Raw genomic sequence first — 14250 nt, forward strand, 5'->3', positions numbered from 1 at the left:
ACCACCCACGGCACCACACCAACCGACCCCACACCCGCCTCGGCAACCACCTCAACAGCAGCCACCACAGGAGCCTCCTCCAAAACCACATGGGCATTCGTCCCGCCCATGCCGAAGGAGCTGACGCCGGCGATCAGCGGGCGATCAGGCCGCGGCCACTCGCTGAGGCCGGTCTGCACCCGGAGGTTCAGTTCGTCAAGCGGGATGGCGGGGTTGGGGGTCTCGAAGTTGAGGCTGGGCGGCAGTTCCCGATGCTTGATGCTGAGAATGGCCTTGAGGAGGCCGGCGATGCCGGCGGCGCCTTCCAGATGGCCGATATTGGTCTTGGCCGAACCGACGACGAGAGGGTGGCCGTCCGGGTGTGCCGAGCCAATGGCGGCGCCGAGGGCGGCGGCCTCGATCGGGTCGCCCAACGGGGTTCCCGTGCCGTGCAGTTCGACGTACTGGACCTCCTCGGCGGTCACGCCGGACCGCTGGAGGGCCTGCCGGATCACGGCTTCCTGCGTCGCGCGACCGGGGACGGTGAGACCGTCCGTCGTCCCGTCGTTGTTCATGGCGCTGCCGCGGATGACGCAGTGGATGCGGTCGCCGTCGGCGATGGCTTGGCTCAGGGGCTTGAGGACCACGAGGCCGGCGCCTTCGCCGCGGGCGTAGCCGTTGGCCCGTGCGTCGAAGGTGTGGCAGCGGCCGTCCGGGGAGAGTCCGCCGAACTTGGCCGCGCCGACAGTGCTTTCGGGGACGATGTTGAGGTTGACGCCGCCCGCGAGCGCGAGCGCGGACTCGCCGCGGCGCAGACTCTCGTACGCCAGGTGGACCGACACCAGCGAGGAGGACTGCGCGGTGTCGATGGCCAGGCTCGGCCCGTGGAATCCCAGGGTGTAGGAGACCCGGTTGGCGATGATGCTGCGGTGCAGGCCGGTGACGGTGTGCCGACCGATGGACTGGGGGCCGTGCCGGTACAGCAGGGTGGCGTAGTCGTCCCAGATCGCGCCTACGAAGACGCCGGTGCGGCTGCCGCGCAGCGTGGCGGGGACGATCCGGCTGTCTTCCAGGGCCTCCCAGCTCAGCTCGAGGACGAGACGCTGCTGGGGATCCATGGCGGCGGCTTCGCGGGGGGAGATCCCGAAGAAGGCCGGGTCGAAACGGTCGATGCCGTCGAGGTATCCGCCGCGACGGGCGTTGGTCTTTCCCGGTGCGTTCCGGTCGGCGTCGTAGAATTCGTCGACGTCCCAGCGGCCGGTCGGGGGTTCGGTGAGGGATTCCGTTCCCTGGCTGAGATTCCGCCAGAAGGTCGCGGGGTCGGGCGCCCCTGGCAGACGGCACGCGATGCCGATCACGGCGACCGCGAATCCGTCGGAGGCCTTGGTACCAGGAACCGTGGTATCGAATTCGCTCACCATCGCGCGTGACGTCCTCTTTCCGGGAAGGAATCCGCCGTATCGTCCGCGGGGATCTCCGCGGGCCATGGGACGTCGACCAGCTTCTCCGGAGGGACTAACGGACCCCTTGCCACGTTCTAAAGCGACGGTTGCGTGGCGTCGGTACCGCGCGCGGGCACGCGTCGGGGCGGGGAGCCGACATGGTCCCCCGCCCCTCGTTCACCCGGTCAGGCCGTGGCGGGGCGCAGCTCCAGTTCGTCGTCGGCCACGAGAATCGCCTGGTAGAGGTCGCGAAGGGCGCGTGCGGGTTCCACACCCAGTTCGCGGTCGAGGATGTCGCGCGCGTGGTGGAAGACCATGAGTGCGTCGCCCTGCCGCTCGGCCCTGTACAGCGCCAGCATCAGCTGGCGGTGGAAGGCCTCGCGCAGGGGGTACTCGGCCACCAGGCTGTAGAGCGAGGCGATGAGCTCGCGGTGCCTGCCGAGTGTCAGGTCGACGTTGTTCTTCATCTCGATGCACTCAAGGCGGTCCTCATCGGCCCAGGCGACGAAATCGTCGACGATCGGACCGCCACGGAGATTGCCGAGTACCGGCCCCCGGAACATCGCGAGGGCGGTGCCGAACGCCTCGGACGCCATCTCGTGCTGGCCTCGGTGCATCGCACCCCGGCCCAGGGTGACGAACCGCTGGAATGCCACGACATCGAGTTCATCGCCCGGTTCGAGCAGCATCACATAGCCCGGGGAGCGAGTGACGACGGGGTTTGATCCGCCGGTTACCTCGCGCAGGAATTTACGTAGTTGAGATATATGGACGTGTAGTGCGGCCATGGCCCGGCGCGGCGGCGCATCGCCCCATATCTCATTGCTGAGTTGATCGATCGTGACGATCTGATCGGCACGGATCAGCAAGCTGGCCAGTAACAGTTCTATCTTGCGCGCGCTGATGAATGACGTCCGTGTGCAGTCGGTGACGCGCAGACTGCCCAGAAGCTCGTACTTCATCGATTCCCCTCGTTGGCCCATCGGGCCTGCGCGGCCGGAGCCGGCGCAGACGGTGCGAGCCCGACGTCGCGTCTCCCGACGCGGGCTGTGGGGCAGCACATCGTTGGGCTGCGTCCTGTGTGCTCGCACAGGTCAGGATGCCAACGCGGCCGGTCCGCCCGCATCGGTGAATGTACGTAAGTATTTTCTGAACCCCAGGGACCGTTTTCGGCCACCCGCCTCATGGGCGCCGGGCTCGAAACGCCGGCCGCGGCAGGCTCGGCGCCGCCCCACCATTCCCGCGCCGACCCACCGCCTAACGTGAGATGCGCCTCACAGCCCCAAACCGAGCGCCCGGTACTATGAGCTAGAACATCAATTCGGGGGGAGTTGTTGAGTCAGGGTGCGGTACGGCTGAAACCACCGCCCCGCCTTGCGATGCCGTGCCAGTCGATTCGCCAGCTCAACTATCGAAAGTTCTACACTCTACCTCTCCTTCGATTCACAGGCCATGCCGAACGAAGAGGCAAGTCCTTTTTCAGACATTGTGCATGAAGGGGGAACGCACGGTGATCCGTGACAGGGATTCCGGTGAGATCGGCCGGCCCGCCGTCCGGTCCGGGGAAGCGCAACGCCTATGGAGTGCTCTGGACGACCTGGGTCGCGGCCGGGGGCGCACCATCGAGGTGGTCGGTGAGCCCGGCATGGGCAAGACGCATCTGCTGTCCTGTCTCGCCGACGAGGCCGCCCGCCGCTCCTTCATCGTCGCGTCCACCAGATGCACCGAATTCGAGCGTAATCTTCCCTGTCAGGTGTTCGTCCAACTTCTCGGCGCCATCCCGGGTTTCTGCGGCCTGAGCAAGGATTCACGGACCGAGGCCACCCGTTTCCGGGTGTACGACGCGGTGCGCACGATGCTGCGCGACCGTGCCGGACAGGGGCTCGTGCTCATCCTCGACGACTTCCACTGGGCCGACACCACTTCTCAGGAAACCCTTGAGAACCTGCTGAGGATCCCCGTCGACGCCCCTCTTCTCCTGGTCGTCTCCCAGCGCACCCGTCAGGCGTCGACGCGGTTGCGCAGCGCGCTGGCCCACGCCATCGACTTCGGGAACGCCGAACGCATCGAACTGGCTCCGCTCACCGTCGCGCAGTCAGCGGAACTGCTCGGTCGGCCGGTGTCCAGCAGCACCTTGCGCAGCCTGCATGCGGCCTCGGGCGGCAATCCCTCGCGGCTGGAACTCGCCTTCGCCGAAAGATGGCATGAATCGCAGGTGCCGCCGGCCATGGACCAGCCCCTGCCGGAGCAGTTCGCCGCCGTGCTGGCCGGCGAGATCGATGCCCTGGCCCCGCATTTCCTCGTCGTCGCCCGCGCCGCCGCGGTGATCGGCTCCCGCTTCACTCTCGACGCCATCGCCGAGGTCTCCGGAATCCACCGGGGCGAGGTCTGCCCCGCCGTCACCGAGCTCATCCGCCGCGATCTGCTGCGCCCCATCTCCCGTACCGCGGCATTCGCCTTCCGCTCGCCGGAGCTGCAGCGGCAGGTCCACACCGCCTTCGACCCGTGTTCCCGTGCGGCAATGCACCGCCGTGCGCTGGCCATGCTCGCGCGCCAGGGTGCTCCCGCCGTCGAACAGGCGGTCCATATCGAGCAGTCGCTGTCCGAGCTGACCGAGCAGGACCTGCACACCCTGATCCTGGCCGTCCGCGAGGAGCTCCAGACCGCGCCCCACCAGGCGGCGCGCTGGCTTCGGGTGGCGTTGCGGGTGCCTGTCTCCCAACTGCGGGACGAGAACGAGCGGCAGGATCTGCTCGGCCTGCTCACCCTGGTCCTCGGCACGGGCGGCAGGCTGAGCGACAACAGCGATCTGGTCCTCGGCCTGCGCCGCCTCGCACCCGCCGAACCCGGCGTCGCCCGGTCCCGGGTGATCGCGTTCTGTTCGCTGCTGCAGGGCTACCTGGGACACCGCGCGGCGGCCCAGACCCTGCTCAACCAGGAGTTGGAGTCCTTCCCGGGCCCTGGCATGCCCGCCGCCGCGGTGCCACTGCTGGTGCAGCGCGAGGTCACCAAGATCTTCAACGAGCAGACGCCCGAGCTGGAGCAGGTCGAGCTGATCCTGCACGCCGCGCGCGAGCACGGTGACCGGATCAACGAGGCGGGGGCACTGGCGCTCCGTGCGCTCGGCCAGGCCCTCACCTGCGGCCCCGAGGACGCCCGGATCAGCGCCGAGGAGTGCGCCTTCGTGGTCGACGGCCTCACCGACGAAGTGCTGTGCGAGCACCCGGAGTTCCTGGCCATGCTGGGCTGGGCGGAGGGGTTCCTCGGCTTCCACACCGAGGCCGCCGGGCATTTCAAACGCGGCGCCTCTCTCCTCCCGCGATGCGGCCGCGCCTTCCTCAGGCCCATATTCCTCAACGGCATCGCCTTCTGCTACGTGCAGAGCAACCGTGTCTCCGAGGCGCGCGCCATGGCGGCCAAGGCCAAGCAAGCGGCGTTGGAAGAGGGCGGCGCGGACCTCCCCATCCTTGCGCTGGCCCTGGAATCGTGGCTGCTGATGCTCACCGAGATCCGCGGTGAACACCGGGCCCTGCACACCGCCGAGCAGGCGGTGAAGACCGTCAACGCGGGCAACCGCCCGCTGAGCGTGCTGACGACCATCTCGCTGGCCATCGCGGCACGGGTGCAGGGCGACTATCCGCGCGCCACGGCACTGCTGCTCACGGTCGGCGGCGGACCGGACCTCCTGGAGATCCCGCCCGTGATGCGCCCCGCGCTCTACGAGATGCTCACCGCCACCGCCTCGGGCAACTCCTCGCCGTCGTCCGCGGAGTGGGCCTGGCTCGCCACGTCCGCGGTCCAGGACGTCACTCTGCCCATGCCCCGGGCGTTCGCGCTGATGGCCCGGGCCCATGTGCTGCACGAGACCCCTGCCGTGGCCGCGGAGCTCTACCAGGAGGCGTCCTGCCTGTTCTCCTCGACGGGGGCCAACTGGGCCCAGGCCTGGGCGATGACGCACGCGGCCTCCTGCATCGCGGCCGACGGACGGACACCGGAAGCCATCACCGTCCTCGATTACGCCGAGGAGCTGGCGCTGCGCGCCGGGGCGTCACGGCTGTTCGAGAACGCCCGTCGGCTGCGCAGGGAACTGTCGGCGTTCGACGAGGAGGTCGAGAAGAAGGAGTCCACGGGTGTGCTGTCGATGCTCACCGTGCGCGAGCGGGAAGTGGCCGGCATCGTCGGCACGGGGAAGAAGACCCGGGAGATAGCTCAGGAGCTGAGCGTCAGCCCGCGTACGGTCGACGCGCATCTGACGCGTATATACCGCAAGCTCAACATCAGTTCGCGAGCTGCGCTGGCACGGCTGATGGCGCAGGCAAGCTGAGCGGCCCGCGGCGGGCGGCCCGAAGACGGCGGGCAGCGGAAGACATGCGTGCCGGGCCCGGTTCAGAACCGGGCCCGGCACGCACCACGTCCACCGAGGTCATGCCGGGGAGGGCTCCCCGAACCACGTGGTCAGCGCCGTGCGCAGTCCGCCGTCGGGAGCGCCGGCCGCGTCGGCCGGGCCCGCCCAGGCGACATACCCGTCCGGACGGATCAGCAGCACGGGCTCCGCAACCTGGCCGTCCGCCTCGGCACTGACCACGTCCACCCGGTCCGCCCAGCCGCGCCACTCGTCCGGCCGTGCCGCCCCCTGGGACAGATCGAGCACCACACCCCGGCCCGCGCGCAGGGCACGGGCCACGCTCGTCCGCTCCCCGTCGGCCGTCGTCAGCGTCAGATCGGGCACCCGGCGACCGAGCAGCGGCGACACCGGGACGGACGGGCCCTCGTCCCCGGTCGTCCGCTGCCCCGCGTACTCCATGGGGTAGACGGTGTTGATGCCGGTCACCATGTCGTTGAGGTGCCGGGTGACGCTGGTGAACCCGACCAGTCCGCCGAAGAGTTCCCGTAGCGGCGCCACTCGGTCCAGCGGATACATCAGGGCGACCTGGGCCTCGGCGTTCAGGCAGGCCCGGCGGCCGACCGGGTGCCGCTCGTCGTGGTAGGTGTCGAGCAGCCCGTCCCGCGCATCTCCGCGGAGATGCGCGGCCAGCTTCCAGCCGAGGTTGAGCGCGTCCTGGATGCCGGTGTTGAGTCCCTGCGCACCGGAGGGGAAGTGCGCGTGGGCAGCGTCTCCCGCCAGCAGTACCCGGCCCTTCCTGTACTGCTCGGCCTGCTTCGTGGCATTGTCGAAGCGGTGCAGACGGCCTCGCACCTCGCCCAGCTTGACCTCCTTGCCGGTGATCCTGCGGATCGACGCCCGAAGCTCCTCCGGAGTCGCGGGCTCCTCGTCGGGCACACTCGGCCGGTCGAACTCGGTCGTCATGATCCGCACCAGTCCGGGACCGATCGGTATGGCCCCGAACAGACCGGTGGGGTGCAGCCCCGCGTCGAACTGCTCTCCTTCGGGCACCTCCACGTCGCCCCACAGGCCGTAGTACGTCTTGCCGTCCCCCTGGAAGTCGAACCCCGCGAGCCGGGCCACCGCACTGTTGCCGCCGTCGCAGCCCACCAGGAAGTCGGCGCGGATGGTCTCCTCGCCCGCAGCCGATCGCACGGTCACCGTCACGCCGGATTCGTCCTGCTCGACGCCGACGACCTCCTGGCCGCGACGGATGTCGACCCCGTGTGCGACGGCGTGCTCCGCGAGGACCTGCTCGGTCCGGGCCTGCGGCACCACGACGATGTACTCGCGCTCGTCCAGCTTCGCCACATCCAGCCAGTGGAAGGCGAAGTGGGTGCGCGGCCACGGCATCGGGTCACCCGCACGGATCGTGTCACCGGGACCGCGCAGGTCCAGCGCTTCCAGCGCCCGCGCGTGCAGCCCCAGGGCCCGCGACTGGCCATCGGGCTCGGCGGCCCGCTCGACGACGATGGTCTCGACCCCCGCGAGCCCCAGCTCCCCGGCCAGCATCAGACCGGCCGGGCCGGCCCCCGCGACAACTACGGTGCCACTCATGACGAACTCCTGTGATCTGTATGGGTGTTCAGCTCGGAATGGATGAAGGCCACCAGCGCACGGGGTGTGGGGTGGTCGAAGAGCACGACGGGCGGCAGATCCAGGCCCGTTGCCTCACACAGCAGATTGCGTACTTCCAAGGCGGTGAAGGAAGTGAAACCGATGTCGAGGAAGAGGTCCTCGGCCTCGATCGTCTCCGTCGCCCCGTGCCCGAGGACGGCCCCCGCGTGGACGCGTACGAGGTCGAGCAGGATCAGTTCCGCTTCCTCTTCCGTGGCGGCTTCCAGCCGGCGCCTCAGCTCTTCGGCGCCGGACGCCGCTGCGTCCGGGGCCTCCGAGGTGTCCGCCTCAGACTCTGTGGCCACGGCACTGTCGGCCGCTGCCGCCGCTGCTGCCCTTCGGTGCCAGGACGCCAGCACGGGCAGCAGCGCGGCCAGTGGCTCCCGCTGCTCCGTTCCGCTCTCCAGCATGGTGAGCAGCTCGTCGACGTCCCCGCCGACGACGGCCTCCCAGAAGCGTGCCTCATGCGGAAGCGCCGGATCCGACGAGGACTCCACGGGAGCTTCGAGCCAGAGCCGCTGCCGCTGGAAGGCATACGTGGGCAACGCGACGCGGCGTGCGCCGTCGCGCTCCAGCAGGGTGTTCCACCGGACGGGCAGCCCGTGGACGAACGCTGCCGCCAGGGCGGCAACGGCGCCGTGGGGTTCGGGACGGTCCTTGCGCAGGGACGGCACGAACACCGCGTCCCGGCTCTCGGCACCTTCCTGGGCGAGGGCGGTGAGCGTGGCGTCCGGGCCCAGCTCGACGAACGTCCCCACCCCCTCACCCTCAAGGGTGCGTACCGCGTGATGGAAGAGGACCGCGTTACGGGCATGGGCCGCCCAGTAGTCCACCGAGGACAGCTCCGCGAACGAAGCCACCCCACCCGTCAACGTCGACACCACAGGAATACGGGGCGGCGAGAACTCCAGCCCGCCCGCGACCGCACGGAAATCGTCCAGCATCCCGTCCATCAACGGCGAATGGAACGCATGGCTTACTGTCAGGCGGCGTGTCCGGTGACCCGCCTCCTCCAGCAGGCCCGCGACCTCCAGGACCGTGGCCTCGTCACCCGACACGACCGTGGAGGACGGGCCGTTCACCGCGGCCAGCGCAACCCCCGCACGCCCCTCCAACAACGGGGCCACCACCGACTCGCCCGCCCGGACCGCGACCATCGCACCACCCGCCGGCAACGCCTGCATCAACCGCCCCCGCGCCGCCACCAACCGCGCCGCATCCCCCAACGACAACACACCCGCCACATGCGCCGCCGCGAGCTCACCCACCGAATGCCCCGCCACAAAATCGGGCACCACACCCCACGACTCCCACAACCGGAACAGCGCCACCTCCAACGCGAACAACCCCGGCTGCGTGAAGGCGGTCTCGTCCACGACCCCCTCCCCCAGGGCCTCGGCCAACGGGAGTTCCAGCAGTCCTTCGAACGCCTCACCCACCGCGTCGAACGCCTCCGCGAACACCGGGAACGACGCATACAACCCACGCCCCATCCCCACCCGCTGACTCCCCTGACCAGCGAACAAGAACGCAGACTTGCCACGCCTCCCCACCACTCCCCGAACCACCGAAGCCGACGACTCACCACCCTCCAACGACTTCAGACCAGCCAGCAGCTCCTCACGGTCCCCGGCCAGGACGACAGCTCGATGAGCGAAGGCCGTACGTGTGGCCGCGAGGGACAGGGCGATGTCGGACGGGCTGAGTTCGGCGTCATCGGTTACGTGTTCACGGAGCCGTTCGGCCTGGCCGGCCAGTGCCGGACCGCTCCTGGCGGACAGCACCCACGGCAGCACACCGATCGGAGCGACCGCGCCGGCCCTCTCGTCCTCCGGTGCCGACTCCTCGATCGGCGCCTGTTCGAGAATGACGTGGGCGTTGGTCCCGCTGATGCCGAACGACGACACGGCCGCGCGACGCGGCCGATCCGCCTCGGGCCATTCCCGCGCCTCCGTCAGCAGCTCGACGGCCCCCGTCGACCAGTCCACGTGCGGCGACGGCTCATCCACATGCAGCGTCTTCGGCAGCACCCCGTGCCGCATCGCCAGCACCATCTTGATGATCCCCGCCACCCCGGCAGCGGCCTGGGTGTGCCCGATGTTCGACTTCACCGAACCCAGCCACAGCGGCCTCCCCGGCGCACGGCCCTGCCCGTACGTCGCCAGCAACGCCTGCGCCTCGATCGGATCACCCAACCGCGTACCCGTCCCATGCGCCTCCACCACATCCACATCCACCGCCGACAACCCGGCACCGGCCAGGGCCTGGCGGATCATGCGCTCCTGGGACGGGCCGTTGGGGGCAGTCAGCCCGTTGCTCGCGCCGTCCTGGTTGACGGCGCTGCCACGGACCACGGCGAGGACGGGGTGCCCGTTGCGGCGCGCGTCCGAGAGGCGTTCGACGAGGAGAAGGCCGATGCCCTCGCCCCAGCCGGTGCCGTCCGCAGCCGCGGCGAAGGACTTGCAGCGGCCGTCGGGGGCCAGGCCGCGCTGGCGGCTGAACTCGATGAAGGTGCCCGGTGTCGCCAGCACCGTCACCCCGCCGGCGAGGGCGAGTTCGCACTCACCGTTGCGCAGCGCCTGGACGGCGAGATGCAGCGCGACCAGCGAGGACGAGCACGCGGTGTCGACCGTGACGGCCGGCCCTTCGAAGCCGAGGGTGTACGAGACACGGCCGGAGGCGACGCTTCCGGCGCTGCCGTTGCCGAGGAACCCCTCCAGGTCCTCGGGCGCCTTCCGCAGCCGGGTGGCGTAGTCGCCGTACATCACACCGGCGAAGACGCCGGTCCGGCTGCCCCTGAGCGTGGTCGGGTCGATGCCGGCCCGTTCGACCGCTTCCCAGGACGCCTCCAGCAGCAGTCGCTGCTGCGGGTCCATGGCAAGCGCCTCACGGGGGCTGATGCCGAAGAACCCGGGATCGAAGTGGTCGGCGTCGTGCAGGAACGCGCCCTCGCGGGCGTACATCTTGCCGATGCTGTCGGGGTCGGGGTCGTAGAGCTCGGCCATGTTCCAGCCGCGCCCTTCGGGGAAGCCGGACACCGCGTCGGTGCCGTCGGCGACCAGCTGCCAGAGTTCGTCCGGTGAGGTCACTCCACCGGGATAGCGGCAGCTCATCCCGACGATGGCGATGGGCTCCCGGCGCTCGGACTCGACCTCTTGGAGCCGGCGTCGGGTCTGGTGCAGATCGGCCGTGACCCATTTCAGGTAGTCGACGAGCTTCTCTTCGTTCGGCATTCGGGGTTCATCTCCTCAAGCCCGTGTCAGACCAGGTCAGCGCGAGTTGCTGCGGCCGAGTTCGTTGTCGATGAAGTCCAGGATCTCGGCGGCCGATGCCGATTCGATCTGGTCGGCCACACCGTCCGCTTCGGCGTGGGAGCCGCCGTGGCCCACGGTGAGAGCCGCGGTCAGCGCCTGCAGACGCTGGACGACCTGGGCGCGTACGTCCGGCCCGTCGGCACCGGACACGACGCCGGCCGGGGCGTCGGTGAGGGCGGGCAGCGACGCCAGCGAGGCTTCCAGTGCGTCGAGCTCTGCCAGTACGGAATCGGCGGGGGTGGTCGGTGCCGGGGCGATCCCGGCGAGGAGGTGCGCGGCCAGCGCGGTCGGGGTCGGATAGTCGAAGACGAGCGTGGCGGGCAGGCGCAATCCGCTGAGCGCGTTGAGTCGGTTGCGGAGTTCGACGGACATGAGGGAGTCGAAGCCGAGTTCCTTGAAGGCCAGGTCGGCGTCGACCATCGCGGCCGAGGAGTGCCCCAGGATGGTGGCGACCTCTCCGCGCACCCACTCCACCACCATCGGCTGCCGCTCCGCTTCGGGGGTGGCGGCCAGTCGCTGGGCCAGTGTCCGGGCACCTGATGCCCCGCTCGCAGTGCGCCGGACCGTGGTACGGATCAGACCGCGGAACAGCGCCGGGGGCACGGGGTGGGAGCGGAGCGCAACCCTGTCGAGTTCGGCGGCGAGGGTGACCGGACGGTCGGCGGCGAGCGCCGCGTCGAAGAGTTCCAGACCTCGTTCGGAGGTCATGGAGGTGAAACCGGAGCGTGAGATGCGGGCCAGATCCTCGGTGCGCAGATGGCCGGTCATTCCGCTGGCCTGTCCCCACTGGCCCCAGGCGATGGCCGTGGCCGGGAGTTGCCGGTCACGCCGGTGCTGGGCCAGGGCGTCGAGGAAGGTGTTGGCGGCGGCGTAGTTGGCCTGTCCGGGGCTGCCGAGGGTACCGGCCGCCGAGGAGAAGAGGACAAAGGCGGCCAGGTCCAGGCCCTTCGTCAGCTCATGGAGATGCCAGGCACCATGGACCTTCGGACGCAGCACTCCGTCCAGGCGATCAGGCGTCAGACCCGCGAACACCCCGTCGTCCAGTACGCCCGCCGTATGCACCACCGCTATCAGCGGATGCTCCACCGGTACGGACGCCAGCAGGCCCTCCACCGCGTTCCGGTCCGCGACATCACAGGCCGCGAATGCCACCTCCGCGCCCAGTCCGGCCAGCTCGGCCCGCAGCTCCTCGGCCCCCGGCGCCGCCGGACCACGACGGCTCGTCAGAAGCAGACGCCGCACACCGTGCTTCACCACCAGATGCCGTGCCACCAGGCCGCCCAGTGTCCCCAGCGCGCCCGTGACCAGCACCGTCCCCTCCCGGTCGGCGAGGCCACCCGCGGCCGGCGTCGTCGGTGGGGCCACCCGTGCCAGGCGGGGCACGAGCACCGCACCGTCGCGTATCGCGACCTGTCCGTCGTCCCCGGCGACGGCCGTCGGCAGCGCGGTCAGTGACGCCGCGGACCCGTCCACGTCGACCACGACGAGGCGGCCGGGGTGTTCGGACTGGGCCGAGCGCAGCAGGCCCCACACGGGCGCGAGTGCCAGGTCGCCGACCGGTTCCCCGGTCCCGGCGGCGACCGCGCCGCGTGTCACGATAACCAGGCGTGACTGCTCGAACCGCGCGTCCGTGAGCCAGTCCTGCACCGTCCCCAGCATCTCGCCGAGTACCGCGCGGACCTGTTCGGGGACCTCGGCGTCGGGTGCCCCGGGTCCGCCTCCCTCGGCATGCGCCCAGGGCGTGAGCACCAGATCGGGTACCGGCGCGCCGGACTCGACGGCATCGCCGAGCGCCGCCAGGGAGTCGTACGGAAGGACCGGCAGGCCCGGCGGCAGTGCCGCGGCCAGGTCCAGCGGGCTGTCCGGAGTGCCGAGTACGGCCCAGGTGCCCGTCTCCGCCGGCGCGGTGGAGGCGGCGGCCGCGTGGGGCGCCGGGACCCAGTCCACCTGGAACAGCGCGTCGTCGTTGCGGCCGCGGGCGTCGCGTTCCGCTGCCAGTTGCGCGGCCGGGATGGCGCGGGAGACCAGTGAGGCGACGGTGGCGACCGGGGCGCCCTCGGCATCGGCGATCCGCAGCGCGACGGCGTCCTCGCCGACGGGGGTCAGCCGGACCCGCAGCACGGAGGCGCCGGTGGCCCGCAGGGAGACTCCGCTCCACGCGAACGGCAGCCGTACGCCGTCGTCGGCCGGTGCGTCGTCCTTCGTGGACCGGGCCACTCCCAGCACATGGAGCGCCGAGTCGAGCAGAGCGGGGTGGATGCCGAAGGCCCCCGCCTCACCGACGGCTTCCTCGGGCAGTGTCACCTCGGCGTAGGTCTCCTCGCCGAGCCGCCAGGCGGCCCGTAGCCCCTGGAAAACCGGACCGTACCCGTAGCCGTCGGCCTCCAGACGCTCGTACCAGTCCTGCACGGAAAGCGCCTCGGCGCCCGCCGGTGGCCAGACCTCCAGACCGGATGGTGCCTCGGCGGCCCGGCCGGCCGCCGCGTCGGCCACCAGGAATCCGGAGGCATGGCGGGTCCATTCACCGGACCCGGTGTCGTCCTGAGGGGAGGAGTGCACGGAGAACGCGCGCCGTCCCGCGTCATCGGGGCCCTCCACCTCCAGCTGGAGCCTGATCGCCTTCGTCTCGGGGATCAGCAGGGGTGCGTGCAGGGTGAGTTCCTCCACGTCCGGGCAACCGACCCGGTCTCCGGCGTGCAGCGCCAGCTCGATGAACGCGGTGCCCGGCAGGAGCACGGTGTCCAGCACCGCGTGGTCCGCCAGCCAGGGGTGTGTGCGCAAGGACAGCCGCCCCGTGAGGGTCAGGCCGTCGCGGCCCGCCGGGGTGAGCGCGGCGCCCAGCAGCGGGTGGTGGGCCGGGGCGAGGCCCAGGTCGCCCGCGTCGCCCGGGGCTCCGTCGGCCGTCAGCCAGAAACTCTGGTGCTGGAACGGATAGGTGGGCAGTTCGACGGGGCGTGCGGGGCGGGGTGTGAGCGAGGCGAAGTACGCCGTCCAGTCCACTGCCACGCCGTGGACGGCCAGTTCGGCCGCCGAGGCGAGGAATCGTTCGATGCCGCCCTCGTCACGCCGCAGCGATCCGGTCACCACCGCGGCAGAATCCGCTGCCTCGATGGTCTCCTGGACGCCCACGGTAAGTACGGGGTGGGCGCTGGACTCGACGAAGGTGCCGAATCCTTCCGCGACCAGCGTCCGCACGGCCGTCTCGAACTCGACCGTCTGCCGCAGGTTGCGATACCAGTATCCCCCGTCGAGATCGGCCGAACCGATCCACTCCCCCGTCACCGACGACAGGAACGGCACCCGCGGAGCCCGCGGCTCCACCGACCCCAACACCCGTGCCAGCTCCGCCTCAACTCCCTCCACATGAACGGAATGCGACGCATAGTCCACCGGGATCCGACGCGCCCGCACCCCCTCCTCCTCGAACTCCGCCACCAACCCGGCCACCGCCACCGCGTCACCCGACACCACCGTCGACCCCGGCCCGTTCACCGCGGCCACACTCACCCCCGAC

6 protein-coding genes are annotated in these 14250 nt (G+C 70.4%); 1 reads left to right on the forward strand and 5 read right to left on the reverse strand.

The window, feature by feature from the left end; translation table 11 throughout:
• A partial coding sequence (locus ACWC97_RS33665) for a type I polyketide synthase (RefSeq protein ID WP_450653606.1) occupies window positions 1-1400 on the reverse strand: 1400 nt, incomplete at its 3' end.
• A 206-nt stretch (window positions 1401-1606) separates the two neighbouring features.
• Window positions 1607-2383, reverse strand: coding sequence for an AfsR/SARP family transcriptional regulator (locus tag ACWC97_RS33670; RefSeq protein ID WP_385218270.1), 777 nt, complete (start codon window positions 2381-2383; stop codon window positions 1607-1609).
• A 530-nt stretch (window positions 2384-2913) separates the two neighbouring features.
• On the opposite strand from ACWC97_RS33670, the gene ACWC97_RS33675 reads away from it, so the two are divergent.
• Entirely contained in the window at window positions 2914-5745 is a 2832-nt protein-coding gene (locus tag ACWC97_RS33675) for a helix-turn-helix transcriptional regulator (RefSeq protein WP_450653608.1), read from the forward strand.
• A gap of 99 nt (window positions 5746-5844) precedes the next feature.
• Here the strand turns inward: ACWC97_RS33675 and ACWC97_RS33680 are convergent, their stop codons facing one another.
• From ACWC97_RS33680 to ACWC97_RS33690, 3 genes are all read right to left on the reverse strand, one after another.
• Window positions 5845-7362, reverse strand: coding sequence for an FAD-dependent monooxygenase (locus ACWC97_RS33680; protein ID WP_352281213.1), 1518 nt, complete (start codon window positions 7360-7362; stop codon window positions 5845-5847).
• Window positions 7359-10625: a type I polyketide synthase gene (locus ACWC97_RS33685; protein WP_450653612.1), complete on the reverse strand. Its 3267-nt coding sequence runs from the start codon at window positions 10623-10625 to the stop codon at window positions 7359-7361. The genes ACWC97_RS33680 and ACWC97_RS33685 overlap by 4 nt, the downstream gene beginning before the upstream one ends.
• 66 nt (window positions 10626-10691) lie before the next feature.
• Window positions 10692-14250, reverse strand: a 3559-nt coding sequence (locus ACWC97_RS33690; RefSeq protein ID WP_450653610.1) for an SDR family NAD(P)-dependent oxidoreductase, incomplete at its 5' end; no start/stop codon positions are given.

Source organism: Streptomyces sp. NPDC001108 (genome assembly GCF_053598535.1).

What these genes read in the sequence shown, in the direction of transcription:
- ACWC97_RS33670 (WP_385218270.1), bottom strand. Translation starts at nt 2,383, where the DNA reads ATGAAGTACGAGCTTCTGGGCAGTCTGCGCGTCACCGACTGCACACGG.
- ACWC97_RS33680 (WP_352281213.1), bottom strand. Translation starts at nt 7,362, where the DNA reads ATGAGTGGCACCGTAGTTGTCGCGGGGGCCGGCCCGGCCGGTCTGATG.
- ACWC97_RS33675 (WP_450653608.1), top strand. Translation starts at nt 2,914, where the DNA reads ATGAAGGGGGAACGCACGGTGATCCGTGACAGGGATTCCGGTGAGATC.